We start from the raw sequence: 25,629 nt of genomic DNA on the forward strand, positions 1-25,629 counted from the left end.
GGACGAGGAGCGGCCGCGAGGTCCTCACCTCCGAGGCTCCTCCGCCCCGCCGGACTCGGCAAGCCCAGCCGAACCGACGAGCCCGTCCCGGCCCGTCCAGGCACCGGAATCCCCGTCCAGGAAGTGGAATCCGGGCCGTGGGTGCATGAGGAAGTCGTGGTGGGAGATGTTCCACGCATACGCCCCCGCCAGCGCGAACGCCACCCGGTCCCCGGCCCGTAGCCCCGGTGCCGGGACTCGGCGGGCCAGGACGTCCTTCGGGGTGCACAGCTGACCGGCCAGCGTGATCCTCCCCTGGACGTCGTCCGGAGGGGCCCCCGTCCCGCTCCGCGCCTCCTCGGCGGCCGGCCGGGGCCACGGGTGCGGCCAGGCGTCCACCGGCAGGACGGAGCACGGCTGGTCGTGGCCCTTGGTCGCCGGGGTCCGCAGATGGTGCGTGCCGCCCCGCACGACGGCGAACAGCTCGCCGTGACTGCGCTTCACGTCCAGCACCTCGCTGGCGTACCAGCCGCAGTACGCCGTGAGCGCCCGGCCCGGCTCGATGCGCAGGGTCAGGTCCGGGTGCCGCTCGGTCAGCCGGGCAAGCCCCTCGCCGTACGCCCTCCAGTCGAAGCGCCGCTTTGGGGCGGCGTAGTCGACGTGCATGCCGCCCCCGACGTTCACTTCGGCGAGCCGGACCCCGAGCCCGGTCGCCCACGCGACGACGGACTCGGCCACCGCCACCTGCTCCGGGGCTTCGAGCCCGCTGGCCAGGTGGGCGTGCACGCCGCGCAGTTCGAGCTGCGGGTACGTGCCGTCCGTCAGCGCGCCGATCACCGCTTCGGCTCGCTCGGGATCCATGCCGAACGGGGTCGGTCGGCCGCCCATCGCGAGCGAGCTGCCAGCCAACGACCCGTCGGCCACCGGCAGGTTGACGCGCGGCAGCACCGCCACTGGCCGCCCGGGCCTCACGTGTCGCGCCAACCCGGCCAGCATGCGCAACTCGTGGGCGCTCTCGACGTGGAAGCGCTCGACTCCCGCCGCCAGCGCGGCCGTCACCTCGTCCGGCGTCTTGCCGGGGCCGCCGAAGGCGAGCGGACGGCCGGGCACCGCCTCGGCGACATGGGCGAGTTCGCCGCCCGAGGAAACCTCGTAGCCCTCGACGTACGGACCGAGCGCGGCCAGGATCTCCGGCTCCGGGTTGGCCTTCGCGGCGTAGTACAGCTCGACCTGCTCGGGCAGCGCGTCGCGCACGGCGGCGGCGTGGGTACGCAGGGCCGCCATGTCGTAGACGTACGCGGGCAGTTCGGTGGCCGGCAGGGACAGGACCCGGTCGCGGACGGCGGGCGTGGGGTCGGTCATCGGGCAGCGCTCCCGGGCGTGTCGCGCAGGATGTCCGCGGCGAGCGGCGACGGCAGCCGGACGTAGCCCGCCTCCCGGTCGGCCTTGCGCTCCCAGCGGGTGAGGAGATTGGCCTTGGCGGGCAACGGCACCCCGGCGAGCAGGGCGGACAGCCGGGGCGGGCAGCCGAACCGGTCGGTGTACGCCCCGAGCGTGTCACGCACCCGGCCCCACAGCGCGGCCTCCGCCCGCGGGTGCAGATCGGCCAGCGCGGCCAGCAGTTCGGCGATGTGGTTGACCAGCAGGCAGTACACGACGCGGTCCCAGCCGCGCTGCGCGTCGTACGTCAGGGGCCCCGCGACCTCGGGCGGCAGCGCGGCGAGGGTGTCCTCGTGGTGGTCGGGGACCAGCTTGGTGCCCTCCAGGTCGCGGAAGAGGACCTGGGCGGGCCGGCCGTCGCCGTCGACGCAGATCAGAACGTTCTGGAGGTGCGGTTCCAGGACCAGCCCGTGGTCGAAGTAGGCGGACAGCACGGGCGGCAGAAGGAGGTCCAGATACGTCGACCACCAGTCGAGGGCGGCCTGTTCGTCCGCCCCGGCGAGGACGCGGGAGATGTGGGCGGGACCGGTCGGGTACTCGTCGGCAACGGCCGCGGCGAGCAGGGGAGTGGCGCCGGGGGCGAGCCGTCGCGGCAGGCCCTCGCGGACGATGACGCCGAATCCCTCGAACAGAGCGCGGTCCGGCGTCCCGTCGGGGCCCGGGAGGGCGAGCGTGCGATAGGCGGGCTCGCGCAGGACGGCGTTGCCGGGGAAGCGCTCGGCCAGGTCGGCTAGCGCCGGGGCCAGGACGCGGGTGAGGGCGACGGCTCCGGACAGCTCGTAACTGCTGTTCTTGCGCAGGCAGTTGGTGATCCGCACGTTCAGGCTGAACTTCAGGAACGTCTCCCCGTCGTACAGCGTGCGCACCGACGCGGTGGCGGCGAACGGCCGTCCGCCCGGGCCGAGGTCGACGACGTCGCCGCGGTCGAGGGCGGCGCGCAGCAGCGGGTGGTTGCGGAGCGTCTCGTACTGCCAGGGGTGGGCGGGCAGCAGCCGGTAGCCGGCCGGGACGTCCGCGCGCTGCCGGTCCAGGGCGGCGACGGCCGACGGGTCGGCGTGCTCCTCGGCGATCAGATCGGCGCGCACGGCGAGGTGCCGCAACGGAAAGGAGGCCCCGGCCTCCGGGGCGTACGCGGACCAGGCACGCGGATCGCCGGTACGGGCCTTCGGGGTGGGGTGGAAGCGGTGGCCGAAGAGGAGGGACTGCTCGGAGGCGAGGTAGACGGACAGTCGGTCGTCCGCCGGGTGGTGAGCCGGGGGCATGGTGGCGAGGGCCGTGTCGACGACGTCGTGGCTCGAGGCGATCTGCTCCAGGAACTCCTCGTTGCGCACGCCCGTCCGCAGCGACAGCTCGTCGTGGGTGTACTCGGCGAGGCGCCGCCAGTCCACCTCGGCCCATGCGCCGGCCCGCCGCTCGCTCACCGGTCCGGTGAACCGGTGCGCCCCGAGCAGCGAGGTCCGGCGCAGGGCCACGCGCAGCAGGACCCCGCGGCGCGGCAGCCGCAGCAGCAGACGGCCGTCGGTGACGACGCACTGGTGCTCGGGCCCGGACACCTCGCGCAGCAGGCAGTTGAGGAGGGTGTGGGCCACGGCCTCGTCGGCGGTGGGCAGTTCGGCGCGTGCGAGGGGGTTACCGCCCCGCTCGTCGAGCGGCGTCGAGAGCTCGGGGGAGCTCCCGAGGGAGTCGGTCAGGGAGGGCATCAGTGGCTCCAGCGGGTGCGCAGGTGCAGTGTGGGGAGCAGAGCGGCTGTGACGGCGGCAGCGGCACCGCCTATCAGCACGGGTGCGGCCGGCCCGTAGCGGGCGCTGCCGGCCGCCGCGGTCACGCCGGCGGCGACCGCGCCGGCCTTGGAGAAGAACTCCAGCGAACCGAACAGCTCGCCGGGCGCCCGGCCCTCGGCGCCGGCGGCGGCAAGCACCGACAGACAGACCAGGCCGAGCGTGAGCCCGGCGCCCAGCAGCAGCCGTACGGCGATCAGCGCGGTCTGCGAGTCGGCGATCCCGTGTCCGGCGAGCCCGAGCGCTATGCAGGTGAAGCCGAGCACGAGCCCGGCCCGTGGCCGGCTCCGGAAGGCGGCGTGCACCGCCAGCGCCGCCACCAGGTAGCACAGGTGGGGCAGGGCGAAGAGGACGCCGGTCAGCGCCGGTGAGGTGCCGGGGAGCCGGTCGTGGACCAGCTCGATGAGGTAGGGGAAGGAGATGACGGTGGAGAACACGAAGGCGAACTCCAGGGCGAACAGGCCTTTGAGTGACCCCACCGAAGGCACCTCGGCGGACATGGTCTCCGGCTCACGCCGAGGCTGCTGGGCCTGAACCGGTCCGGGCAGTGCCGCCAGCAGCAGGGCGGCCGTCAGCGGCAGTACGGCAAGCAGGGCGTACTGCCGGTGCGGCGACATCCAGCCCGACAGCGAGCCGACCAGGATCGGCGCGGCGACCAGCGCGGCCCGTGCGCTGCCCTGCATCAGGGTGAGCGCCTTCGACAGGGCCGGGCCCTCCAGGGCCGCGCCCAGATAGCCGTTGGACGCGGCGAACGTGCCGCCCAGGATGCCCTGGAGCACCAGCGCCACCGTGAACGTCGCCAGTGAGTCAGCCCAGCCCGCGAGCAGGAAGGACACCGCGAGCCCCAACTGGGCGCGCAGCAACAGCCGTTTACGGCCGAAGGGGTCGGCGAGCCGGCCCCACAGCGGGGCGCCCAGCGCACCGAACACGGTCGGCACGACATAGAGCACGCCCGCCCAGCGAGCGTCCCGGTCGCCCAACTCCGGCAGGATCTCGGTGAGATACGGCGGCAGCCCCAGCGCGGCGAACGACGCCACGAAGTAGCAGCCCGCCACCGCGTACACCTGCCCGCGCCCGAACCCCGAACGCGGCATCCGCAGAGCATGGGCGCTCATGCCGAACTCACGTCACACAGGAGGTAGTTGGGTCCCGTCGTGTAGTGCTTGTTGATGTCCGCCGCGCCTGACCGTTCCTTGGACAGCAGGGTCCCGGCCGACACCATCGCCTTCACCGGCAGCTCGGCGGCCTCCAGGACCCGGGCGCGCAGGACGTCGGCCGCGTCGCCGCCGAGCCGGTCGACGGCCTCCGCCAGCCGGACCCGGATGAGATCCAGCAGCGCACGGCGGTACCGGGGCAGCCCGAACGCGTACGCGCCGGCGCACAGATGCACGGTGATCGTGGCGAACAGGTCGGTGACCGGTCCGTCGTCCGTACCGAGGATCCGCGCGTCGTCGAAGCCCCACGGCCCGGGCAGGACCGCGTCCAGCCGTTCGGTGTTGACGCGGGGCCCGTCGTTGTCCTTGAACAACAGCCGCAGGCTGCCCGGCCGCAGGACCAGCGAGACGTTCTGCTGGTGCGACTCCAGGGCGATGCCATGGCCGAACAGCGTGGTCTGCCAGTCGAACAGCAGAGTGAGGGCCGCGTCCAGCAGGGCGAGCGGATCGCCGCCGTAGAACCGGTCGGCGAGACCGCCGACCACCGGCCGCCCGTCGGGGGCCGGGGCGAGGAGCGCCGCCATCGGCACCACCACGGCGTCGTCGAGGCCGCCCGGGTGGCGGCGGCACAGTAAGGCGAGCAGTTCGTGCCCGGCGTGCGCGTACGTCGTCTCGTCGGCGTGCAGGATCACGTCCCGGAACCGTGGCTCACGGTCGATCACCGCCTCCAGCAGCCGCTGCCCGGCCGCACCGTCGATGAGCGTGCCGGGCTTGATGGTCCGCTTGTTGCGCAGCCCCAACGTGGCGGTGCCAAGGGGGAGTTTGAGATGCACGCAGGGATCGGCGACCGTGGCCACGGTCCGCATGGACAGCGTCGGCACGACGTCCAGGTGAGCCCGGTCGGCGAGCACCGTGCCGTCCGGGAGGTCCACGGCGCGCAGGGCGTCGACGGTGAGCGGATGGACCGGCAGCATCACATGCGTGCCCAAAACCTCGGGCAGTCCGAGGCTCGCGGGCGTCGGCCAGAACTCCGGCAGTGTGCCCGCCAGGGTGACCGCGTCCCGGGGCACAGCGATCCAGCGCAGCGCGAAGCGGGGCCGGAACTCCGGGGCATACGCACGAAGTTGCTGCTCGTCGAACCCCGAGCGACCGCGTGCCGTCGGGTAGACGGGATGGTCGTGACGCGCGGCGAGGGTGTCGTACGCCAGGCCGGCGCCGAGTCCCGTCCCGCGCCGGAGGCTGTCCCCAAGGCCCTCCATGGCCTCCGCGTGCGTCACCGCGTGCAACCTCATCGTGGCCAGCGTCTGACGGCACTCCTCGGCGAACGTGTCGAAGCCGCCCCGGTCCTCCGGTTCGGCGAGCTCCCGCAACGCGCCGAGCACTGTGTCGTACTGCGTCAGCTCGGCGCCGTCCGACTCGCGGAGCATGAGCGGCAGCCGGGCGGCGTGCACGCACTGGTAGCCGTCCTCGGCGACCGGCAGCAGCAGCGCGTCGCCGTCCGGTGCCGGCAGGCGCATCCAGGCCCCGTCCGGCCGGTGCACGATCGCGCCCCGCGTGCGCAGCCCGACCACGTCCTCCCGCAGCAGCGCACTCAGTACCCGCGTCAGCAGCTGCGCAGCGCAGGTTTCCGGCGCGGTCGGCGCGGTCACGGCTGGATCTCCCAGCGCCGCTCGGCCAGGAAGCCGGCCACCACGCGGTCCACGGTCGGCTGGTCGGTGCCGGTGGCCCGCAGGACGCCGAGGTAGTCCCGGTTGGTGCGGTACAGCTCGTGCCGCTCGCCCACGGCGCGCAGCGGACGGTACGTCAGATGAACGCCGTCGGCGTCGAGTTCCGCGGCGGCCGGGGCGCCGACGAGGGTGCCTTCGCGGTCGGCGCACGGGTATTCCAGGCGGGCCGCGCCGTCCCGGCGGGCGTCCAGGTCGGCCGGGAGCGGCTCGCCCAGGTGGGTGCGCAGGATGTGCTCGAAGAGCGGGATCTCCAGGAGGCGGGCCAGCAGCAGGTCGCACTGGTCGCCGATGGCACGGTAGTTGACCTCGATGATCCGGGCCCGTCCCTCGTGCACGACGAACTCGGTGTGACAGGCGCCGAACCCGACCCCCAGCGCGTCCAGTTGCTCCAGAACCTGAGCGACGACCGGCCCGGGGTGGGCGGGGACGAAGGTGAGGCGTTCCTCGATGAAGTACGGCGGCGGCGACAGCTCGGTGTGGAAGCCGCCCAGGACATGGCGGACGTGCCCGTCGCCGAGGGTCTCCAGGGTGAACAGGTCGCCGGGCAGATACTCCTCGACGACCAGGACGGCGCCGGGGCGGCGCCCCAGGATCGCCTTGGTGTGCGTCACCAGCTCCTCCGGCCCGTGCACGAGGACGACGTCCTCGCTGGCCACGCCCTCGCGCGGCTTGACGACACACGGGTACGGAGTCTCGCCGGGAGGGACCGGTTCGGTCAGCTCGGCCGACCACACGGTGTCCGCGCCGGCCGCGGCGAGGCGGCGGCGCATCTCGGCCTTGTCCTTGCAGCGCAGGGTGGCCCGCCAGTCCTTGCCGGGGAGTTCGAAGTAGGCGGCGGTCAGGGCGGCCTGGGTCTGGAGGTGGTCGCTGTTGGTGAAGACGGCGTCGGGCTTGTGATGGGTCGAGATCCGGGTGATCACGGCCCGGAAGTCACGGACGTCGCACTCCACGATCTCGACGTTCGGGTAGGCGCGGCGGTGGGCGTCGGGCTGGTCGGTGAGGACCGTGACGCACAGTCCGAGCCGGTCCGCGGCGGGCAGGAAGCCCTCGGTCACGGAGTCGGGGGGGTTGAGAGCGAGCAAGTACAGACGCATGCCGGATGGACAACTTCCGCTAGTGGGTGGCGAGGTGACGGGCAGGTCGGACGCCGGTCGGTCTCGGCCCGCCCCTGGAGGTCAGCGGCAGTTACTTCGCCGGGAGCTTTACGCCGGTGGCCTTCGCCACGTCCTGGAGCATCTCCTCGGCGGCCTGGACGCCGATGCCGGACATCCAAGGTCTCGTCCGGGACCTCGAAGACCTTGCCGTCCTTCGCGGCCGGGAGGTCCTTCCACACCGGGTCGGAGACGACCTGCTTCTTCTGCGTCTTGTCCTCGGCGTCGGCGGCGGTGACGAAGACCAGGTCGGCGTCGGCCTGGTCCATCCCCTCCGGGCTGACGTCCTTCATCGTGACCTCGGGGTCGTCGGAGACCTGGGACTTGGGCCGCTGGAAGCCGATGTCGTTGAGGACCACGCCGCTGTAGGAGTTGGACTGGTACAGGCGGGTCGGGCCGGCGATGAAGCGGACCACGGTCGCCGGCAGCACGAGTCGGAGCACGGTGCCGCCGAGTGCCGGCCGTACGGGATCCATGCCCCCGGCCCGGCGGGCCAGCGTCTGGGCGAACAGGGTGGCACCGGCGGCACCGGCGAACGCGAACCACACATACTGCGCGGGGCTGTTGAGCTTCAGCGCGAAGACGGCGACGACGACCGCGAAACCTGCGCCCGCGTTGATGCCGAGGGTGGTCGGCGAGGCGAGCGGATTGCGGGTGATGCCCTGGGCGACGGCCCCGGCCGCCCCGAGCGCGGCGCCGACCGCGAGCCCCATGACGGTGCGAGGCAGGCGCAGCCCGGTCACCACCAGGGCCTCGCGGCCATGAACGTTCCCGAGCAGGGCATCGGCCACCGTGCCGAGGGGCACGGAGCGGGCGCCGAGGGTGAGGCTCAGCGCGGTGCAGAGCGCCAGAGCGGCGAAGCCTGTGAGGAAAAGCGGTACGTGCCGCAAGGCACGGAAGGGCGCACCGATCGGTGCGCCCTGTTGGGTCGCAGTCACAAGCAGTGAGCTTCGGGTAGCCTTCCTTGAGACTTCAAATGCTGCGGGAGTACTGCGGCGATCGCGATAGGCGATCAGTCGTCGTGAAACCGCGGAGGCGTCACCTGGCATTTTCTGCTTGATCACGAGTGTAAGGTAAGGCTTACCTATCCGGCTTCGCTGAAACTCGCACAGGAGCACCGATGTCCGTGGCCCTGACGACCCCGCCGACCGGCGCCGTCGCGCGTACGCTCCGTGACGCGTATGCGCGGCTGAGCGATCTCTGCGACGTCCTGTCCGTGCGGATCGCCGAGCCCGGTGACGACGAGTCAAGAGCGGGTGTGCCTGCGGCGGAGCTGGTGAAGGACGAGGCCGTGCTCGACGCCTTCGTCGCGGCGGAGGCCGCCCGAATTCACGATCGCCACGGGACAGTTCCGCGTCGCGACGTCGCCGCCTCGCGCGCCCTGCACGACTACGCCTGGTCGGTCTCACTCCTCATGAGCGGCGTCTGGTACCTGGAGCGCCGCGTGCCGCGGATCCGGCCCGAGGACTTGCGCCTGGACCTCGGCTCGGCCGAGTTCACCCTTACTCCGGGGAGCGACCTCGCCTGCCTGGCCGATGACCGGGCGGCTCTGCTGCCGGGCGTGCTGACGGTTCCTCATGAAGAGGCCCTGCGGGCCGAGTTGCGCGCTGCCGTCGCCGATCACATGGGGCCGCTCCTGGACGCGATAGGTCCCGTCACGCGCCGCCGCTCACGAGCCCTGTGGGGCATGGTCGCCGACGACCTGGTCTCGGGCATCTGGTACCTCGGCCGCACGCTCGGCCGCGAGGACGACGCCGTCGAGGCGGCCACCCGGCTGCTGCCGACCGCGGTGACCCCGTATCCCGACGGCGCCGACTTCCGGCACCTGACGACCGACGACGGGCGTCGGCACCCGACGCGCACCCGCACCGGGTGCTGCATGTACTACACGATCCGCCCGGCCGAGGCGTGCGGCACCTGCCCCCGCACCTGCGACGCGGAGCGGCTGCGCAGGCTCCAGGGCTGAACCGGGCCGGGCACGGCGCCGCCCAGGCGTCGTCACTCGGTGCCGCCGGGGCTGGGTCGGTCGGCTGACGTCACTCGGCCGTCGCCAGGAACTGCGTCGCGGCCAGCTCCGCGTAGAGCGGGTCGGCCGCCACGAGTTCGCGATGCGTGCCCACCGCGCGCACCCGGCCCCCGTCCATCACGACGATCCGGTCGGCCATCGTCACCGTCGAGAGGCGATGTGCGACGACCAGAACTGTGGTCGTACGGGCCACATCGGCGACCGTGTCGCGCAGCGCCGCCTCGTTCACCGCGTCCAGCTGCGAGGTGGCCTCGTCCAGGAGGAGCAGCCGGGGGCGGCGCAGCAGGGCGCGGGCGATGGCGACACGCTGGCGTTCGCCGCCGGACAGCTTGGTGCCCCGGTGACCGACGAGCGTGTCGACGCCGTCGGGCAGCCGGGCGACCAGGCCGTCGAGGCGGGTCGTCTTCAGCACGCGCGCGACGGCGGTGTCGTCCGCGTCGGGATTGCCCAGCAGCAGGTTGTCCCGCAGCGAACCCGACAGGACCGGGGCGTCCTGTTCCACATAGCCGATCGCCGACCGCAGTTGGGGCAGCTCCCAGTCCGCCAGGTCCCGCCCGTCGAGTGTGATGGTCCCGGCCTCGGGGTCGTAGAACCGCTCTATGAGGGAGAAGACGGTGGTCTTGCCCGCCCCCGACGGTCCGACGAAGGCGGTCATGCCCTGCGCGGGCACGGCGAACGTCACCCCGTGGTGGACGTACGGCAGATCGTCGGCGTACCGGAAGCGGACCTCCTCGAAGGCCAGCGCGGCGGGTTCCGCCCCGGCGGAGGGCAACGGGGCGGGCGCGGCGGCCGGTTCGGCGGGCAGTTGCAGCGCCTCCTGGATCCTGGCGAGCGCCGCCGCGCCGGTCTGGTACTGCGTGATCGCGCCGACGACCTGCTGGATCGGCGACATCAGATAGAAGACATACAGCAAAAACGCCACCAGCGTGCCCACGTCGATCGCCCCGGTCGCCACCCGCGCCCCACCCACCGCGAGCACCGTGATGAACGCTATCTGCATCGCGAGTCCGGCCGTGTTGCCCGCCGCTGCCGACCACTTGGCGGCCCGCACGCTCTGCCGCCACGACTCCTCGGCGGCCTCGTGCAGCGTCCGTTCCTCCCGGTGCTCGGCGCCGGACGCCTTCACCGTGCGCAGCGCGCCGAGGATCCGCTCCAGCGAGGCCCCCATCACCCCGACGGCGTCCTGCGCCTGCCGGCTGGCCCGGTTGATGCGCGGCACGATCACGCCGAGGATGGTGCCCGCGCCGAGGATCACAGCGAGGGTGACCAGCAGCAGCACCGGTTCCACCACACCCATCATCGCCACCGTCGCCACCAGGGTGAGCCCTCCGGTGCCGAGGCCCACGAGCGAGTCGGTCGTGACCTCGCGCAGCAGCGTCGTGTCCGACGTGATGCGGGCCATCAGATCGCCCGGCTCACTGCGGTCCACGGCGGTGATGCGCAGCCTCAGCAGATACGACGACAGGGTGCGCCGCGCCCCGAGCACCACCGACTCGGCGGTGCGCTGCAGCACATACGAACCGAGCGCGCCCACCGCCGCGTTGGCCACGACCAGCCCGGACATGATCACCAACGCCCCCGTGATGGCCCGGTCGTGGGACAGGTCGTCGATCAACCCCTTTGCCACCAGCGGCAGGAGCAGCCCCGTGGCACCGGTGACCAGCGAGAGCACGGCGCCCACCAGCAGGGTCCACCGGTGCGGGCGCACATAGCCCAGGAGCAGCCGCCAGGTGGGCTGGGTGGATTCGGTCGCTGCGATGCTCACAGGGCTCCTCCGGAGTCGTACGGAGCCTTCAGGCTACGTCGGCCGCCTTCCGCGGAGCCTGCCGATTTCGTGCCCCCCACGAGCGCCAGGGCCGTTCGGCGGTCTCGGGCAGGCTGCTGTTCGGGAGAACCCCCGATGCCGGCGAAACCCATGAGGGCCAACGAGGTCGGCCGGGGCGACTGCCTGGCCGGATGGCGTCTGTCGCACCCCCTTACCGATCAGTCACAACTAGGGTCGGCAGTGGACGAAGACCCGCCGAGGGAAGGGTGGAGCACATGGCGCAGGAAGTACGCGGCGTGATCGCACCGGGCAAGGACGAGGCCGTGCGCGTGGAGACGATCGTCGTGCCGGACCCGGGGCCGGGAGAAGCCGTCGTGCAGGTCCAGGCCTGCGGGGTCTGTCACACCGACCTGCACTACAAACAGGGCGGCATCAGTGACGACTTCCCCTTCCTGCTGGGCCACGAGGCGGCCGGCGTGGTGGAGTCCGTCGGCGAGGGCGTCACGGACGTCGCGCCCGGCGACTTCGTGATCCTCAACTGGCGTGCGGTGTGCGGACAGTGCCGGGCCTGTCTGCGCGGCCGGCCCTGGTACTGCTTCGCCACCCACAACGCGACCCAGAAGATGACGCTCGCCTCGGACGGCCGGGAACTCTCCCCGGCGCTCGGCATCGGAGCCTTCGCCGAGAAGACCCTGGTCGCCTCGGGGCAGTGCACCAAGGTCGACCCGGCGGTCACTCCGCAGGTGGCCGGCCTGCTGGGCTGCGGTGTGATGGCCGGCATCGGCGCCGCGATCAACACCGGCAACGTCGGCCGGGGCGACACCGTCGCGGTGATCGGCTGCGGCGGCGTCGGGGACGCCGCGATCGCCGGGTCGAACCTGGCGGGCGCGGCGAAGATCATCGCCGTGGACATCGACGACCGCAAGCTCGAGACCGCCCGGTCCATGGGCGCCACCCACACCGTCAACTCGCGCGAGACCGACCCGGTGGCGGCGATCCGTGAGCTGACCGGTGGGTTCGGCGCGGATGTCGTCATCGAGGCGGTCGGCCGTCCGGAGACCTACGAGCAGGCCTTCTACGCCCGCGACCTCGCCGGCACGGTCGTCCTGGTCGGTGTCCCGACGCCGGAGATGAAGCTGGAGCTGCCGCTGCTGGACGTCTTCGGGCGCGGCGGCGCGCTGAAGTCGTCCTGGTACGGCGACTGCCTGCCCTCCCGCGACTTCCCGATGCTGATCGACCTGCACCTTCAGGGCCGTCTGGACCTGGACTCCTTCGTCACCGAGACCATCCAGCTCGACGAGGTGGAGAAGGCGTTCGAGCGGATGCACCACGGCGACGTCCTGCGCTCGGTGGTGATGTTCTGATGACCGCCCGCATCGAACGCCTCGTCACCTCCGGCCAGTTCAGGCTCGACGGCGGCACCTGGGACGTCGACAACAACGTGTGGCTCGTCGGCGACGACCACGAGGTGATCGTCGTCGACGCCGCCCACGACGCCGACGCCATCGTCAAGGCCGTCGGCGGCCGGCGCCTCACCGCGATCGTGTGCACCCATGCCCACAACGACCACATCGACGCCGCGCCCGCCCTCGCCGACCGCACCGGCGCCACGATCTGGCTCCACCCCGACGACCTGCCGCTGTGGAAGCAGACCCACCCGGACCGGGACCCCGACGCCCACCTCGTGGACGGACAGATCATCGAGGGCCCCGGCGTCGACCTGACGGTCCTGCACACCCCGGGGCACGCGCCGGGCGCGGTGTGTCTGTACGACCCCGGACTGGGCGTCGTCTTCACCGGCGACACCCTCTTCCAGGGCGGCCCCGGCGCCACCGGCCGCTCCTACTCCCACTTCCCGACGATCATCGACTCGATCCGCACCCGCTTGCTCGCCCTCCCGCCCGAGACCAAGGTCCTCACCGGCCACGGCGACGGGACCACCATCGGCGCGGAGGCACCCCAGCTTCAGGAGTGGATCGACCGCGGCCACTGACGCACTCGAGGCGCACTTGCGCCCGGCCGGGTGACCCCCACGGCAAGACCGAGCAGGACCAGCAAAAGACGACAGAAGATGTCCGGCTTACCCGGCACCCTCGAAGACGAGATCGCTCGCACAGGGTCGGGCGCACAGGGTCGGGAGGCCGGACATGTCACAGCCGTTGAAGGACAAGGTCGCACTCGTCGCAGGCGCGACACGGGGCGCCGGACGCGGCATCGCCGTGGAGCTCGGGGCGGCCGGCGCCACCGTCTACGTGACGGGACGCAGCACCCGCGCCCGGCGCTCCGAGTACGACCGCCCCGAGACGATCGAGGACACCGCGGACCTCGTCACCGAAGCGGGCGGGCACGGCGTCGCCGTACCCACCGATCACCTCGACCCCGCCCAGGTCCGTGTCCTCGTGGACCGCATCGCGGACGAACAGGGCCGCCTCGACGTCCTCGTCAACGACGTCTGGGGCGGCGAGAAGCTCTTCGCCTGGGACAGCCCCGTCTGGGAGCACGACCTCGACAAAGGACTCAGGCTGCTCCGGCTCGGCGTCGAGACGCACGCGATCACCAGCCACCACGCCCTGCCCCTGCTCCTGCGCCATCCCGGCGGACTGGTCGTCGAAATGACCGACGGCACGGCCGAGTACAACGGCGACAACTACCGCAACTCCTTCTTCTACGACCTCGCCAAGGCGTCCGTCCTGCGCATGGCCTTCTCCCTCGGCCATGAACTCGGACCGCGCGGCGCCACCGCGGTCGCGCTCACCCCGGGCTGGCTGCGCTCGGAGATGATGCTCGACGCGTTCGAGGTGCGCGAGGACAACTGGCGCGACGCCCTCGAACGCGTCCCGCACTTCGCCATCTCCGAGACCCCGCGCTACGTGGGCCGCGCCGTCGCCGCCCTCGCCGCCGACCCCGACGTGGCCCGCTGGAACGGACAGTCCCTCTCCAGCGGGCAGCTCGCGCCGGTCTACGGCTTCACGGACCTCGACGGCAGCCGGCCCGACGCCTGGCGGTACCTCGTGGAGGTCCAGGACGCGGGCAAGCCGGCGGACACGACCGGCTACCGCTGAGGGCGCAGCGGGTCCATGACCGGGAGCGGCCAGCGCGCCGAGTGGCCCGGCGGCAGGCCCAGATCGTCGCGTACGGCCGCGTAGTAGCCCTCGCGACCGGCCCGCTGCCGCTCCAGCAGCGCCTGCCAGGCCACACGGTCGTCCCGGCCCTCCCGCACGAACCGTTCCATCTCCATCGCCGCCACGACCCAGTCCCGTGCCTTCTCCACCACCGCGGGGCTGCCCAGCATGATCAGCGCCTCACCCGAGGGGTCCCGGCGGATGCTCGCCTCGGCCAGCAGCGGCTGGGCCTCCTCGAGGCTCAGGGGATCCGGGTACGGATCGACGCCCGCCCGCGCCGCGACCCGGTACGTCACCGTGACGGTCTTCTTCACCGACTGCGCGTACTCGGCGTACACCGTGAGCCGCCGCTCCTCCCAACGCGCCGTCTGCTCCCGCCGGAACCTCATCCGATCGCCCCGCACAACGGCCATGTACGAACCGAGTGCGCCGATCACGACGCCTATGAGTGCGGGGAGTTGTTGCATGAACGCGGACATGGACGCACGCTATCTGCCCGGATGATCCTTCCGGCACTACGGTTCGGGTCATGACGGACACAACGCGCTTCGCAGGTCACGGAGTCCTGATCACCGGTGCGGCCCGCGGCATCGGCGCGGCGACCGCCCGCCGGTTCGCCGAGGAGGGGGCCCGCGTGCTCGTCACGGACGTGGACGGGCCCGAGGCCGAGCGGACCGCGGCGAAACTGCGGGGGCGGGGACTCGCGGTGCAGGCGTCGGCATGCGATGTCGCCGACCTCGCGTCCGTCGAGGCGGCCGTCGCCCACGCCGTCGACGCCTTCGGCTCGCTCGACGTCCTGGTCAACAGCGCGGCCTCCTGCTCACCCGATACCGCGCTCTTCGAGGACGGTCCGGACGAGGCGTGGGCCCGCGACCTCGACGTCACCCTGACCGGCACGTACCGCTGCTGCCGTGCCGCACTCCCGTACCTGGCCGCCACCGGCCGCGGAGCCGTCGTGAACATCGGCTCCGTCAACGGCCTGCAGGACTTCGGCAACCACGCCTACAGCGCCGCAAAGGCCGGACTCGGCTCCCTCACCCGCACCCTCGCCGGGCACGCCGCCGGCCGCTCGGTCCGCGTCAACCTGGTGACGCCGGGCACGGTGCGGACCTCGGCGTGGGAGGGCCGGGAGGAGGAACTCGACGCGATCCGCCCGCTGTACCCGCTGGGCCGGGTCGGTGAGCCCGAGGACATCGCAGCCGCGGTCGCCTTCCTGGCGTCCCGCGACGCCGCCTGGATCACCGGCGCCACCCTCACCGTCGACGGCGGCCTCACCGCGGTCAACACCGGGTTCCGGGCAGCGGTGCGCCGCCCGGGCGACGCCTGAAACTCCTCGCTCACCGAGTGAGCCAGGCCACATGGGTCACATTCAGGCCTGGCGAAATTTCACCGTTCGGTCACAGCCCGGCGCGCGCCACAACCGAAGCCCCCCTACATCGGTCTACCTGGCAGAAGTCCACAGGAACACCCAAGGGAGAGGCCCGGCCATGGGGGACATACGCAGACGGCGTGCCGTCGCACTCGGCATCACCGCAGGACTCGTCGCTCCGCTCGCGCTGACGCTCGCCGCCGCACCGGCGCAGGCGGCTCCGAGCTGCACGACGCAGGCCGGCCCGTATCAGAAGAAGGTGGAGAAGTTCCTCGGCCGGCCGGTCGACGGCAAGCAGTCCAGCGCCGACTGCAAGGCCATCCAGGCCTTCCAGACCAAGCACGGCATCACCCCGAACGCCGGCTACGCGGGTCCCGTCACGTGGGGCGTGATGGACCTGATGAACAAGCAGAAGGCCGTCGGCACGAACCCCAACAAGGACGGCAAGTGCCCCGTCAACAAGGGCCGCATCGCCTGCGTGAACCTCACGCTCCAGCTGAGCTGGATCCAGGACGGGAAGAAGCTGGTGTACGGCCCGGTGCCGGTCCGCACCGGCCGTAACGGCTACGAGACGCGCACCGGCCTGAAGAAGATCTACTGGCGCAACATCGACCACGTCTCGACCATCTACGACGTGCCGATGCCGTACGCCCAGTTCTTCGACGGCGGCCAGGCCTTCCACTCGGTCGGCGTCAGCATGTGGAACCCGCCCGGCTCGCACGGCTGCGTCAACATGACCAAGACCGACGCGAAGAAGTACTGGTCGCTGCTGAAGAACGGCGACGACGTCTACGTGTACGGCCGCAAGCCGGGCACCTGACACACGGCAGGCACCCGGCTCGCCTGAGAACGGGGAGAAACGTCACGCCTCCGGCGCGTCCCCGAAGTCCGGGATCTCCAGCCGGGCCCCGCCCTGCCTCGCGGACTCGTGCGCGACGATGCCCGGCAGGGTGTAACGGGCGGCCACCCACGCGTTCACGGACGGCAGTGTGCGGGTGTTGACCGCGGTCACGAAGTCGTCCACCAGGAAGTGGTGGCTGCCCTCGTGGCCGTTGTGCAGGTTGTCGAAGGCCCGCGGCAGCCGGGCGCGGTCATGCACCGGCGCCGACCCCGAGGTGAAGGCCGCCCGCAGCTCCGGCGCGATGTGCTGGAGCGACGGGTCGTCGGGGGACATGGTGGGCTTGGGCTCCAGCAGCTCACTGATGTCCTTGACGCCCTTTTTGTCCTGCCAGAGTGCCACGGTGGCGAGCTGCTCCATGCTCGCCTCGGTACCGAAGAACCGGAACCGCGACTCCCGTATGTGCGACGGGTAGCCGACCCGCCGGAACTCGTTCGTACGGAACGAGCCACCGCCCGCGACCTCGAACAGCGCGGTCGCGTTGGACACGTCGTTGCCGAACTGGCTGACGCTCTTGTCGAAGACCCCGTCGCCCCGGTCGTCCACGACCCCGATCGCCGACACGCTCACCGCGTGTGTCCGCCAGGCCCCCAGCACACCGCCCACCGCGTGCGTCGGGTACAGCAGCGGGGGATAGGAGGCGGTCGCCTTCCAGTTCTCGCCGCCGCTGTACTGGTACGCCTCGTAGAACCCCAGATCCATGTCGTGGACGTAGTCGCCCTCGGCGTAGAAGAGCCGCCCGAAGGCGCCCTCGGCGATCTGGTTGCGCGCGTGCACGGTCGCCGGGTTGTACTCGCTGGTCTCGCCCATCATGTAGGTCAGGCCGGTTGCCTTGACCGCGTCGATGATCGCCGCGATCTCCTCCGTGGTGATCGCCATGGGGACCGCGGAGTAGACGTGCTTGCCGGCGTTCAGGCCCTGGAGCACCAGCGGCCCGTGGGTCCAGCGCTGGGTGAAGATGGCGACCGCGTCGACCGCCGCCGACTCCAGCATCGCCTCGTACGAGGGGAAGGTGCCGGCCAGTCCCTGTGCGTCGGCGAGCTGCTCGGCCCGCTCGGGCAGCAGATCGGTGACGTACACGTCGCTGACACCGGGGTGGGCCTGGAACAGCGTGGCGAACTGGCCCGAGAACTGGCCGGCGCCGACGATGCCGAGGGAGAACGTCATGGAGTGTGTGCCTTTCACTGGCCGAGGATGAGGTTGATCTGGTCGTTGGTCCTGGTCAGGCCGCTCGCCGGGGCGTCGTTGGCGTAGACGTCCTGCATCGCGGGGCGCATCAGGGAGTACACGTCCGCCGCGTAGTCGGTGATCGGGAAGGAGAAGGTGGTGGAGTTCTTCCTGTCGGTGACCGGTTCGGTGAACGCGGACACGTCGATCCCCTTCTTCTCGTACGCGGCCACGGCCGCGTCGGTGCCGTCAGGGGTCGCGGGGAAGACGATGCCGTAGCCGCCGACGGCCTTCTGGCACTCGTTCGAGGCGAGATACCGCACCCACTTCTTCGCACCCTCCTTGTTGCGGGCGTTCTTGGTGACGGAGTCGGCGAGGCCGTTCATCATGGTGGCCCGCTTGCCGGTCGGGCCGGTCGGTGTGGGGGCGGTGCCGACGTCGAGACCCTTGGTGCCGTAGTAGGTGGAGATCATCCAGGCGCCGTCGAAGGCGGTCGCCGCCTTGCCGGAGGCGACCTGGGCATTGGCCGGGTTGGCGCCGTCGGTGTAGTCGGTGAAGGGCGCGAGGTAGCCCTTCTTCGCCAGGCCGAAGTACCAGTCGACCACCGACTGGAAGGTCTTGCTGTCGTACTGGTACTTGGTGCCCCAGCGCGCCTGGTCCGTGTAGTGCCAGCCCGCCGAGGCGACGAACGGGCTCCAGGTGGTCTGTCCGTCGGCGTCGCCCGCGCCGCCGGTGGCCATCCCGTACACCTTGACGTTGTTCTTGTCGAAGCCCTTCTCGTCGCCGCGCCTGCCGTTCTTGTCGACGGTCAGATGCGCGATGGTCTTCTCGAAGGTGCCGCCGTCCTTCGGGTTCCAGGAGAGGCGGTCGAGCCCGTCGGCGGTGAGCCCGGCCTCCTCGACCATCTTCTTGTTGTAGAAGAGGGCGACGGTGTCCCAGTCCTTGGGCGCGCCGTAGCGATGGCCGTCCTGGCCCTTCCAGTTGGCGGCCAGTCCCGCCTGGTAGGCGGAGTCGTCGATGCCCAGGTCGTCCAGCGGTTCGAGCACGTTCAGGTCGGCGAACTGCCCGAACTTCTGGATGTGGTCGGTGAAGACGTCCGGCTCGGTGCCCGCGATGAAGCTCGCGGTGAGCTTGGTCCAGTAGTCGGCCCAGCCCATCTGTGTGATCTTCACCTTCAGGCCCGGATTCTGCTTCTCGAACCCCTTCGCACAGGCCTGGTACGCAGGCAGCTGGTTGGCGTCCCACAGCCAGTACGTCACCGTGTTCCCGCCCGACCCGGCCGCGCCGCCCTGCGCGCAGCCGGTGGCCAGGGACAGCGCCATCGCCCCGGTCAGCGCCAGGACCGTACGCATACGAACTCGCATCCCTGTCCCCTTACTTGATGCCGGTGAAGCTGATGGAGCTGACGATGCGCCGCGCGAAGCAGCCGAACAGCACGAGCATCGGAAGGGCGGCGATCAGCGTGGCCGCCATCAGGCCGGACCAGTCGTAGCCCGTCTGCGGGGTCTGTGCCCGGAAGATGGCCAGCGCGACGGTGAGCACGCGCGAGCTGTCGCTGTAGGACACCATCAACGGCCAGAAGTAGTCGTTCCAGGCGGTGATGTACGTCAGCAGCCCCAGCGTGAGGATCGGTGTGGACGCCATCGGCAGCATCACCCGGAAGAAGATCCGGATCTTCCCGGCCCCGTCCAGCAGGGCGGCCTCCTCGACCTCCCGCGGCACGTTCATGAAGAACTGCCGCAGGAAGAACACCGCGAACGGCGTCATGAACATCGTCGGCAGCGCCACTCCCAACAGGTTGTCCACCAGGCCGAGTTGCTTGATCAGCACGAAGTTGGGGAGCAGGGTGAAGATCGCCGGCACCATCAGCCCCGCCAGGAACAGCCCGAACACCTTCTCCCGCCCGCGCCAGCGCAGCCGCGCGAAGGCGTACGCCGCCATGGCGGAGAAGAAGATCTGGCAGACGGTGATCAGGGTCGAGACGATCACCGAATTGATCAGATAGCGCCAGAACTTGAGCCCGCCGCCCGAACCGCCCTGGGCGATCGCCTCCTCGGCCGACTGCAGACCGAGCGCCCGCTCGAAGCCTCCGGTCGTCGGGTCCACCGGCAGCAGATCGCCGGGATGGCCGGCGAGTGCGGTGTTCGAGGACAGCGCGGTGCGCAGGATCCAGTAGAACGGCAACAGCGTGATGAGCACGACGGCGGCCATCACCGCCCAGGCCACGGCCCGTCCGAAGGAGGGCCTGCGCCTGACGCGCCGTACGGTCGCGGTGTCTGCCACGGCAGCCATGTCGGTGTCTCCCTTCCCTCAGCCGAGGTCGCTCTGGCCGGCCCGGGTGAGCCGGTACTGCAGGACGGTGATCGCACTCAGCACGACCAGCAGGGCCACCGACATCGCTGAGGCGTACCCGAACTGGAAGCGGCCGAAGGCGGCGCCGTAGATGTAGTACTGCAGGACGTTCGTGGCGTTCGCCGGTCCGCCCGCGGTCGTCACGGCGACCGTGTCGAACACCTGGAACGAACCGATCACCGTCATGATCAGAACGACCGCCAGGACCGGTCGCAGCAGCGGCATCGTGATCCGCCAGAACATGCGCCACTCGCTCGCGCCGTCGACCTTCGCGGCCTCGTACATGTCGTTGGGGATCGCCATCAGGCCGGCGAACAGCAGCAGCGCGGTGTACCCGACGTGCCGCCACACATTGATCAGGGCGATCGTCGGGATCGCCCAGGTCTCGTCCGCGAGGAACGGGATGCGGTCGGCGCCGATCCCCGCGATGATCTCGTTGCCGATGCCCAGCTGGGTGTCCAGCATCCAGAGCCAGACGATGCCCGCGACGACGTTCGACATCAGATAGGGCGTGAGCACGATCCCGCGCAGCACCGCCGACTGGGTCAGCCGCTGCAGCAGTACGGCGATGGCGAGCGCCGACACCGTCTGGACGCCGATGTTGATGACCACGTACTCGACGGTGACCGCGAGCGATTCCCAGAAGATCGGGTCGTGGACCATCCGCACATAGTTGTCCAGGCCCACCCACTCCGCCGGTGTGAGCAGGTTGAAGCGGGTGAAGCTCAGGTAGATGCCGCGCAGCGTCGGCCAGAGCAGGAAGACCAGGAAACCCAGCATCGCCGGAGCGATGAACACCGCGGCGAGCCGCCCGTCCCCCTCGTTCTCGCGGGAGCGCGCCCGCCGCGTCCTCGGCTTGGTCCCAGCTCCCTCGGCGCCACCCAGCGGCAGGCGCGAAGGTGGGCTGCTGGAGGCGATGGTCATCAGGAGACTCCCTCGTCTGCGGCTCGTCCTCGGCGCCACTTACTTTTGTCGCGGAAGAATCCAGCCGTCAAGGGGTGCGCAAACATGTTCCTCGAGCCAGCCCGATCGCTCTAGAATGGTCTTGTTGGTTTCGTAGAGAAAAAAATCAGAGCAAAAGACCAGAGAAAAGATCATGTGGGAGCCTGACGACCATGACCCCAGTAGCCGCCAGCTGGCCCCCTCTCAGTCCCGGTGAACGCGCGGTGGCGATCGAGGTGCTCGTCGGCGGGCCCCTGTCGCGCACCGAGCTCGCCCGGCGGCTCGATCTGTCCGCGGGCAGCCTCACCCGGCTGACGAAACCGCTGATCGAGTCGGGCCTCCTCGTCGAGGTGCCCGAGGCGGGCGGCTCGGCCGAGGTGCGTCAGGGGCGTCCGTCCCAGCCGCTGGACATCGTCGCCGAATCCCTCTCCTTCCTCGGCTTCAAGATCACCGACGACATGGTCTACGGCGTCCTGACCACCCTCAGGAGCGAGATCGTCGCCCGCTACGACCGCCCCCTGGTCACCCGTGAACCCGCCGCCGTGGTGGAGCTGCTGGGGCAGATGACCGACGCGCTGGCAGGCGACCACCCGCGGCTCGCGGGTATCGGCATCGGCGTGGGCGGCTTCGTCGAGGACCGGGCCGTGGTCGGCGAGTCACCGTTCCTGGACTGGCGTGAGGTGCCGCTCGCCGAAATGGTCCACGAGCGCACGGGGCTGCCGGTCGTCGTGGAGAACGACGTCGCGGCCCTCGTCGAGGCGGAGACCTGGTTCGGCGCCGGCCGCGGCCTGGACCGCTTCGTCGTCCTCACCATCGGCGCCGGCATCGGCTACGGGCTGGTCCTCGGCGGGAAGCGGGTGCCCTACGCCGAGGAGGACCGCGGCTTCGGCCGCCACTGGATCGTCCATCCCAACGGCCCGCTGACCCCCGAGGGCGCGCGCGGCAGCGCCGTCTCCCTGCTGACCATCCCCAGCATCCGCTACCAGGTCCAGGCCGCCACCGGCCGCGACCGCACGTACGAGGAGATCCTGGAGAGTGCCGCGGCGGGTGAGCCGATGCCCGCCCGGGTCATCGAGGAGGCGGCCCGCGCCCTGGGCACCCTGGTCGCGCAGATCGCCAACTTCGTGCTGCCGCAGAAGATCCTTCTCGCCGGAGAAGGGGTGGGCCTCATGGACGTCGCCGGCAAGACTGTGACGGAGACCATCCGTGCCCAGCGGCATCCGCTGGCCGCGTCGATCGACCTTGAGACCAAGGTGTCCGATTTTCACGACTGGGCCCGTGGTGCCGCCGTTCTGGCGATCCAGGTGCTGGTGCTGGGGGCGGCGGACGCCTGAACTCCGCGATCTGCGGGGACAGATGGACGTGATCAGCAACACTGTCCGATATGTCCGCATTGTGCATTCTTGCTCACATGGCCTTCACCTCCGGCGCCTTATGCTTCACAGCATGTCCACCACTGTTGAAATCGCCTCCGATCGATCGGCTGACGAGGTCAACGAGGAGATCCGGGCGCTGTGGCGCCGGTCGGGCGGGACACTGAGCGTCGAGCAGCGCGAGGAGTACCAGCGCCTCGTCCTGGAGTGGGCCGCCGCGGCCCTGCAGCCGGTGAAGGCGGCCTGAACACTCGCCTCGGCGCAGGCCCGAGCATCCTCCTCGGCCCGTCTCGCCACGCATCGAAACGTCCCGCGCGGGCACCCCTGATCCAATGGGTGCCCTTCTCGCACTGACCTCGGCCGTCCGCTACGGCATCGTCGGCTTCGCCGGCGGCATGCCCCGCCACGGGGGCGGCACCCTCATCCCCTACCTGCTCGCCGCCCAGCGGCAGTTGCCGGCCATCGCCGTGGTCCCCCCTCGCTCTACCTGGCGTTGCCCGTCGTCCTCGGGTTCGTGCTCCTGCGCGAACCCCTCACCGTACGGCGGGTGATCCGCTGACCGGCGGCAGTGGCAACCACTCTGCTCACCCTCGGGTGACGGGACCCTCACCCCCAGGTCGCCGAGTAATACCGCTGGTACGCCTTGCGGTCCTGCTCGGCGCGGATGAAACGGGTCGCCGCCAGGGCGACCAGACTTCCCGCGATGACCAGCAGGCCGGGACCGACGTTCTTCGGGTCCGCGAGCCGGGACAGCAGCGTCACGGCGGCCTCGCCGGCCACCGGCGCCGACGAACCGGGCGACGCGTCACCGGGCGCGCCCGCGTCCTGCGACGGGGCAGGCGCGGCGCCCTGGCCGGCGCCGTTCTGCGCGGCCACGATGAGCTTCATGTCGAGCGCGGCCAGCGCCTTGGTCACCGGCTGGAAGAACGTCGTGCCACCCGCGTTGCAGTCGCCGCTGCCACCCGAGGTCACACCCAGCGCGACCCCCTCGGAGAACATCGGACCCCCGCTGTCACCGGGTTCGGCGCACACGTTCGTCTCGATCAGCCCCGTGACCGTGCCCTCGGGGTAGTTGACCGTGGCGTTGAGCGCCGTCACCTCGCCGTCACGCAGACCGCTCGTGCTGCCACTGCGGAACACCTTCTGTCCGACGGCCGCATCGGCCGCGCCGGTGATCCGCACCCCCTTGCCCTCGCCGATGGACACGACGTCGGCCCCGGCGCCGGCATCCCCGTTCGCGTACTGGACCAGCGAGAAGTCGCCGCCGGGAAAGCTCTGCTGGACGGTCTGCCCGATCTGCTGCCGGCCCCGGTTGTCGGCGAACCACACCGAACCGTTCGGACCGCAGTGCCCGGCGGTGAGGATGAAGTCGCGCCGGCCGTCGGTGACGTTGAAGCCGGCCGAACAGCGCCCGACGGTCGACAGCAGCGGCAGCGCGCCGTTGAGGCGCGTCGTGAACGTGCCCTCGGTGCGCTCCATGCGGACGAAACCGCCCATGTCCGCCGCGAGCTCCGTCATCCGGGACCAGTCGGCCGCGGAGACCGTGCTGTCGCCCCGTACGACCACCTCGTTGGAGCGGTAGTCCATGACCCAGGCCGTACCGGCCACCCGGGGCGCCGAACGCAGCGCCGACGTCGCCGACTTCATCTCGTCCATGCTGTGGTCGACCATCTTCGCCTCGGCGCCCGCCTTGCGCACCTCGGCGGCGGCGCCCTCGTCGGTGACCGCGACGACCGGCTTCCCGTCGGCACCGATCCAGCTGCCCGCCGTACGGGACGTGCCCAGACGTGAGACCAACTCGCTGCCGGTGTCGCCGGCCGAGGCGGCGTAGGTGCGCGGGACGGCCGAGGCGTCCGGTGGTTCGCTCGCCACGGCGCGTGTGACCATCGTTCCTCCGAGGAGGAGTCCGCCGACCGCCGCCAGCCTTGTCACTCGCCGGACGAGACGTCGTCGTGCGTGCCTCATGCGTGGCTCCCGAACCAGTACAGCGCGGCGTCAACGCCGCGGGGCCCTCCCGTGGTTGAGCACCCTCACTCCATACGCGGCCCGGTACGCGCGTGTTCACCGCACGGCTGATCGTTCTTGCGCCGACGCCCCGACCAGCAGCGGATCGAGGAATTCACCGCCCGCCACCGGCCACTGCCCGTCCTCGTCGTTCCCGGCCACCGCATATCCCCCTATCTTGTGCCCCATGACCAGGAGCCCGCACGAAACGACCGGTGAACCGAATCCGCTTCGCGCACTCACCCTCGACCAACTCCGATGTCGTACGAGCATGAAGTGGCGCGCCCACCCCGAGGACGTCCTGCCCCTGTGGGTGGCCGAGATGGACGTACCGCTGGCCGAGCCCATCGTGCGCGCGCTCACCGAAGCCCTCGCGCTCGGCGACACCGGATACCCCGCGGGCACCGGCTACGCCGAGGCGCTCGCCGGTTTCGCGGAGAAGCGGTGGGGCTGGGAACCGGCCGTGGAGCGAACGGCGATCGTGCCCGACGTGATGCTCGGTGTGGTCGAAATGCTCAAACTGGTCACCGGGCCGGGCGATCCGGTCGTGGTGAACTCACCGGTGTATCCGCCGTTCTACATGTTCGTCGAGCACATGGACCGCCAGGTGATCGAGGCCCCGCTCGGTGCCGACCTGCGCATCGACCTCGACACCCTCGACGAGACCTTCCGGCGGGCGACCGCGGACGGCCGACGCGCCGCCTTCCTGCTGTGCAGCCCCCACAACCCGACCGGCACCGTGCACACCGCCGACGAACTGGCCGCCGTGGCCGCACTCGCCGACCGCCACGGCGTGCGCGTCGTCGCCGACGAGATCCACGCCCCGCTCACCGCGGGCGGCGTCGACTTCGTGCCGTATCTGCGCGTCCCCGGCGCCGAGAACGGGCTGTCGCTGATGTCGGCGTCGAAGGCGTGGAACCTGGCCGGCCTCAAGGCGGCCCTCGCCATCGCCGGACCCGCGGCCGCCGCCGACCTGGCCCGGCTGCCGGAAGAGGTCAGCCACGGCCCCAGCCACTTCGGCATCATCGCCCACAGCGCCGCCCTGCGTGACGGCACCGACTGGCTCGACGCCCTGCTGGCGGGCCTCGACGACAACCGGCGCCTGCTCGTGGACCTCCTGGCCGAGCACCTCCCGGCGATCACCCACCGCCCGGGCGAGGCCACCTACCTCGCCTGGCTCGACTGCCGCGCCCTCGGCCTCGGCGACGACCCGGCGGACGTCTTCCTGCGGCGCGGTCGCGTCGCGCTCAACTCCGGCATCCCCTTCGGCACCGGCGGAGCGGGTCACGTACGGCTGAACCTGGCGACATCACCCGAGCTGATCACGGAGGGCGTACGGCGCATGGCGGCGGCCCTCGGCTGAGCCGCACGGTGGGGGCGCC

24 protein-coding genes are annotated in these 25,629 nt (G+C 71.1%); 10 read left to right on the top strand and 14 right to left on the bottom strand.

Annotated features, from left to right (window positions below; translation table 11 throughout):
• Window positions 1-24: 24 nt before the first annotated feature.
• From AB5J55_RS39425 to AB5J55_RS39450, 6 genes are read right to left on the bottom strand one after another with little or no spacing between them, the layout of a single operon-like run.
• Window positions 25-1,341 carry a type III PLP-dependent enzyme gene (locus AB5J55_RS39425; RefSeq protein ID WP_369275230.1) on the bottom strand — a complete coding sequence of 439 codons (1,317 nt, stop codon included), beginning with the start codon at window positions 1,339-1,341 and terminating at the stop codon, window positions 25-27.
• Complete coding sequence (locus tag AB5J55_RS39430; RefSeq protein ID WP_369275231.1) at window positions 1,338-3,119, bottom strand: IucA/IucC family siderophore biosynthesis protein; 1,782 nt, start codon at window positions 3,117-3,119, stop codon at window positions 1,338-1,340. The genes AB5J55_RS39425 and AB5J55_RS39430 overlap by 4 nt, the downstream gene beginning before the upstream one ends.
• Window positions 3,119-4,312: an MFS transporter gene (locus tag AB5J55_RS39435; RefSeq protein WP_369275232.1), complete on the bottom strand. Its 1,194-nt coding sequence runs from the start codon at window positions 4,310-4,312 to the stop codon at window positions 3,119-3,121. The genes AB5J55_RS39430 and AB5J55_RS39435 overlap by 1 nt, the downstream gene beginning before the upstream one ends.
• Window positions 4,309-6,000 (bottom strand): IucA/IucC family protein, encoded by a 1,692-nt coding sequence (locus AB5J55_RS39440; RefSeq protein WP_369275233.1) that lies wholly within the window; start codon window positions 5,998-6,000, stop codon window positions 4,309-4,311. Before AB5J55_RS39440 ends, AB5J55_RS39435 begins: the two co-directional genes overlap by 4 nt.
• On the bottom strand, window positions 5,997-7,172 hold the full coding sequence (locus AB5J55_RS39445; RefSeq protein WP_369275234.1) for an acetyl-CoA carboxylase biotin carboxylase subunit family protein: 1,176 nt from the start codon (window positions 7,170-7,172) through the stop codon (window positions 5,997-5,999). The genes AB5J55_RS39440 and AB5J55_RS39445 overlap by 4 nt, the downstream gene beginning before the upstream one ends.
• Complete coding sequence (locus AB5J55_RS39450; protein ID WP_369275235.1) at window positions 7,130-8,167, bottom strand: iron chelate uptake ABC transporter family permease subunit; 1,038 nt, start codon at window positions 8,165-8,167, stop codon at window positions 7,130-7,132. The genes AB5J55_RS39445 and AB5J55_RS39450 overlap by 43 nt, the downstream gene beginning before the upstream one ends.
• A gap of 182 nt (window positions 8,168-8,349) precedes the next feature.
• Here AB5J55_RS39450 and AB5J55_RS39455 point away from each other — a divergent pair, with 182 nt between their 5' ends.
• Window positions 8,350-9,195: a (2Fe-2S)-binding protein gene (locus AB5J55_RS39455; protein WP_369275236.1), complete on the top strand. Its 846-nt coding sequence runs from the start codon at window positions 8,350-8,352 to the stop codon at window positions 9,193-9,195.
• Between the two features lie 70 nt (window positions 9,196-9,265).
• Here the strand turns inward: AB5J55_RS39455 and AB5J55_RS39460 are convergent, their stop codons facing one another.
• Window positions 9,266-11,020: an ABC transporter ATP-binding protein gene (locus tag AB5J55_RS39460; RefSeq protein WP_369275237.1), complete on the bottom strand. Its 1,755-nt coding sequence runs from the start codon at window positions 11,018-11,020 to the stop codon at window positions 9,266-9,268.
• Between the two features lie 275 nt (window positions 11,021-11,295).
• Here AB5J55_RS39460 and AB5J55_RS39465 point away from each other — a divergent pair, with 275 nt between their 5' ends.
• From AB5J55_RS39465 to AB5J55_RS39475, 3 genes are all read left to right on the top strand, one after another.
• Complete coding sequence (locus tag AB5J55_RS39465; protein ID WP_369275238.1) at window positions 11,296-12,384, top strand: S-(hydroxymethyl)mycothiol dehydrogenase; 1,089 nt, start codon at window positions 11,296-11,298, stop codon at window positions 12,382-12,384.
• The gene (locus AB5J55_RS39470; RefSeq protein WP_369275239.1) at window positions 12,384-13,013 is read left to right on the top strand and encodes an MBL fold metallo-hydrolase; all 630 of its coding nucleotides are present in this window, start codon (window positions 12,384-12,386) and stop codon (window positions 13,011-13,013) included. The genes AB5J55_RS39465 and AB5J55_RS39470 overlap by 1 nt, the downstream gene beginning before the upstream one ends.
• Window positions 13,014-13,167: 154 nt before the next feature.
• Window positions 13,168-14,082, top strand: a complete 915-nt coding sequence (locus AB5J55_RS39475) for an SDR family oxidoreductase (protein WP_369275240.1) — start codon at window positions 13,168-13,170, stop codon at window positions 14,080-14,082.
• On the opposite strand, the gene AB5J55_RS39480 is transcribed toward AB5J55_RS39475, so the two are convergent.
• A complete protein-coding gene (locus tag AB5J55_RS39480) occupies window positions 14,073-14,621 on the bottom strand; it encodes a hypothetical protein (RefSeq protein ID WP_369275241.1) in 549 nt (182 codons plus the stop codon). The genes AB5J55_RS39475 and AB5J55_RS39480 overlap by 10 nt on opposite strands.
• Before the next feature lie 50 nt (window positions 14,622-14,671).
• On the opposite strand from AB5J55_RS39480, the gene AB5J55_RS39485 reads away from it, so the two are divergent.
• Window positions 14,672-15,469: an SDR family NAD(P)-dependent oxidoreductase gene (locus tag AB5J55_RS39485; protein ID WP_369275242.1), complete on the top strand. Its 798-nt coding sequence runs from the start codon at window positions 14,672-14,674 to the stop codon at window positions 15,467-15,469.
• A 160-nt stretch (window positions 15,470-15,629) separates the two neighbouring features.
• Entirely contained in the window at window positions 15,630-16,331 is a 702-nt protein-coding gene (locus AB5J55_RS39490; protein ID WP_369275243.1) for a L,D-transpeptidase family protein, read from the top strand.
• 42 nt (window positions 16,332-16,373) lie between these two features.
• Here AB5J55_RS39490 and AB5J55_RS39495 read toward each other — a convergent pair whose 3' ends face one another.
• Genes AB5J55_RS39495 through AB5J55_RS39510 form a run of 4 tightly spaced genes read right to left on the bottom strand, consistent with a single transcriptional unit; the run spans window position 16,374 to window position 20,852 of the window.
• Window positions 16,374-17,576, bottom strand: a complete 1,203-nt coding sequence (locus tag AB5J55_RS39495; RefSeq protein WP_369276422.1) for a Gfo/Idh/MocA family protein — start codon at window positions 17,574-17,576, stop codon at window positions 16,374-16,376.
• A 14-nt stretch (window positions 17,577-17,590) separates the two neighbouring features.
• On the bottom strand, window positions 17,591-18,928 hold the full coding sequence (locus AB5J55_RS39500) for a sugar ABC transporter substrate-binding protein (protein ID WP_369275244.1): 1,338 nt from the start codon (window positions 18,926-18,928) through the stop codon (window positions 17,591-17,593).
• A gap of 22 nt (window positions 18,929-18,950) precedes the next feature.
• Complete coding sequence (locus AB5J55_RS39505; protein ID WP_369275245.1) at window positions 18,951-19,868, bottom strand: carbohydrate ABC transporter permease; 918 nt, start codon at window positions 19,866-19,868, stop codon at window positions 18,951-18,953.
• Between the two features lie 18 nt (window positions 19,869-19,886).
• A complete protein-coding gene (locus AB5J55_RS39510) occupies window positions 19,887-20,852 on the bottom strand; it encodes a carbohydrate ABC transporter permease (RefSeq protein WP_369275246.1) in 966 nt (321 codons plus the stop codon).
• A gap of 191 nt (window positions 20,853-21,043) precedes the next feature.
• Here AB5J55_RS39510 and AB5J55_RS39515 point away from each other — a divergent pair, with 191 nt between their 5' ends.
• The 3 genes from AB5J55_RS39515 (at window position 21,044) to AB5J55_RS39525 (ending at window position 22,794) form a co-directional block, all read left to right on the top strand.
• Window positions 21,044-22,204 (top strand): ROK family protein, encoded by a 1,161-nt coding sequence (locus AB5J55_RS39515; RefSeq protein ID WP_369275247.1) that lies wholly within the window; start codon window positions 21,044-21,046, stop codon window positions 22,202-22,204.
• A 100-nt stretch (window positions 22,205-22,304) separates the two neighbouring features.
• Window positions 22,305-22,490, top strand: coding sequence for a hypothetical protein (locus tag AB5J55_RS39520; RefSeq protein ID WP_369275248.1), 186 nt, complete (start codon window positions 22,305-22,307; stop codon window positions 22,488-22,490).
• 85 nt (window positions 22,491-22,575) lie between these two features.
• Window positions 22,576-22,794, top strand: a complete 219-nt coding sequence (locus AB5J55_RS39525; RefSeq protein ID WP_369275249.1) for a hypothetical protein — start codon at window positions 22,576-22,578, stop codon at window positions 22,792-22,794.
• Between the two features lie 55 nt (window positions 22,795-22,849).
• On the opposite strand, the gene AB5J55_RS39530 is transcribed toward AB5J55_RS39525, so the two are convergent.
• Both AB5J55_RS39530 and AB5J55_RS39535 read right to left on the bottom strand, forming a co-directional pair.
• Window positions 22,850-24,208 (bottom strand): S1 family peptidase, encoded by a 1,359-nt coding sequence (locus tag AB5J55_RS39530; RefSeq protein WP_369275250.1) that lies wholly within the window; start codon window positions 24,206-24,208, stop codon window positions 22,850-22,852.
• Window positions 24,209-24,304: 96 nt separating this feature from the next.
• Entirely contained in the window at window positions 24,305-24,436 is a 132-nt protein-coding gene (locus AB5J55_RS39535) for a hypothetical protein (protein WP_369275251.1), read from the bottom strand.
• Here AB5J55_RS39535 and AB5J55_RS39540 point away from each other — a divergent pair.
• A complete protein-coding gene (locus AB5J55_RS39540) occupies window positions 24,435-25,610 on the top strand; it encodes a MalY/PatB family protein (protein ID WP_369275252.1) in 1,176 nt (391 codons plus the stop codon). The two genes, AB5J55_RS39535 and AB5J55_RS39540, sit on opposite strands and share 2 nt — an antisense overlap.
• The last annotated feature ends 19 nt before the right edge of the window (window positions 25,611-25,629 follow it).

Origin of the sequence: Streptomyces sp. R11, from assembly GCF_041051905.1 — a bacterium.
In the GTDB taxonomy this organism is placed as follows: Bacteria; Actinomycetota; Actinomycetes; order Streptomycetales; family Streptomycetaceae; genus Streptomyces.

Bases quoted from the DNA above. Each gene is read 5' to 3' on its own strand.
- AB5J55_RS39480 (WP_369275241.1), bottom strand. From the start codon at position 14,621: ATGTCCGCGTTCATGCAACAACTCCCCGCACTCATAGGCGTCGTGATC.
- AB5J55_RS39430 (WP_369275231.1), bottom strand. From the start codon at position 3,119: ATGCCCTCCCTGACCGACTCCCTCGGGAGCTCCCCCGAGCTCTCGACG.
- AB5J55_RS39535 (WP_369275251.1), bottom strand. From the start codon at position 24,436: ATGGGGCACAAGATAGGGGGATATGCGGTGGCCGGGAACGACGAGGAC.
- AB5J55_RS39495 (WP_369276422.1), bottom strand. From the start codon at position 17,576: ATGACGTTCTCCCTCGGCATCGTCGGCGCCGGCCAGTTCTCGGGCCAG.
- AB5J55_RS39470 (WP_369275239.1), top strand. From the start codon at position 12,384: ATGACCGCCCGCATCGAACGCCTCGTCACCTCCGGCCAGTTCAGGCTC.
- AB5J55_RS39445 (WP_369275234.1), bottom strand. From the start codon at position 7,172: ATGCGTCTGTACTTGCTCGCTCTCAACCCCCCCGACTCCGTGACCGAG.
- AB5J55_RS39455 (WP_369275236.1), top strand. From the start codon at position 8,350: ATGTCCGTGGCCCTGACGACCCCGCCGACCGGCGCCGTCGCGCGTACG.
- AB5J55_RS39515 (WP_369275247.1), top strand. From the start codon at position 21,044: ATGACCCCAGTAGCCGCCAGCTGGCCCCCTCTCAGTCCCGGTGAACGC.
- AB5J55_RS39530 (WP_369275250.1), bottom strand. From the start codon at position 24,208: ATGAGGCACGCACGACGACGTCTCGTCCGGCGAGTGACAAGGCTGGCG.
- AB5J55_RS39505 (WP_369275245.1), bottom strand. From the start codon at position 19,868: ATGGCTGCCGTGGCAGACACCGCGACCGTACGGCGCGTCAGGCGCAGG.
- AB5J55_RS39465 (WP_369275238.1), top strand. From the start codon at position 11,296: ATGGCGCAGGAAGTACGCGGCGTGATCGCACCGGGCAAGGACGAGGCC.
- AB5J55_RS39425 (WP_369275230.1), bottom strand. From the start codon at position 1,341: ATGACCGACCCCACGCCCGCCGTCCGCGACCGGGTCCTGTCCCTGCCG.
- AB5J55_RS39520 (WP_369275248.1), top strand. From the start codon at position 22,305: ATGCTTCACAGCATGTCCACCACTGTTGAAATCGCCTCCGATCGATCG.
- AB5J55_RS39540 (WP_369275252.1), top strand. From the start codon at position 24,435: ATGACCAGGAGCCCGCACGAAACGACCGGTGAACCGAATCCGCTTCGC.
- AB5J55_RS39510 (WP_369275246.1), bottom strand. From the start codon at position 20,852: ATGACCATCGCCTCCAGCAGCCCACCTTCGCGCCTGCCGCTGGGTGGC.
- AB5J55_RS39490 (WP_369275243.1), top strand. From the start codon at position 15,630: ATGGGGGACATACGCAGACGGCGTGCCGTCGCACTCGGCATCACCGCA.
- AB5J55_RS39525 (WP_369275249.1), top strand. From the start codon at position 22,576: ATGGGTGCCCTTCTCGCACTGACCTCGGCCGTCCGCTACGGCATCGTC.
- AB5J55_RS39500 (WP_369275244.1), bottom strand. From the start codon at position 18,928: ATGCGTACGGTCCTGGCGCTGACCGGGGCGATGGCGCTGTCCCTGGCC.
- AB5J55_RS39475 (WP_369275240.1), top strand. From the start codon at position 13,168: ATGTCACAGCCGTTGAAGGACAAGGTCGCACTCGTCGCAGGCGCGACA.
- AB5J55_RS39435 (WP_369275232.1), bottom strand. From the start codon at position 4,312: ATGAGCGCCCATGCTCTGCGGATGCCGCGTTCGGGGTTCGGGCGCGGG.
- AB5J55_RS39485 (WP_369275242.1), top strand. From the start codon at position 14,672: ATGACGGACACAACGCGCTTCGCAGGTCACGGAGTCCTGATCACCGGT.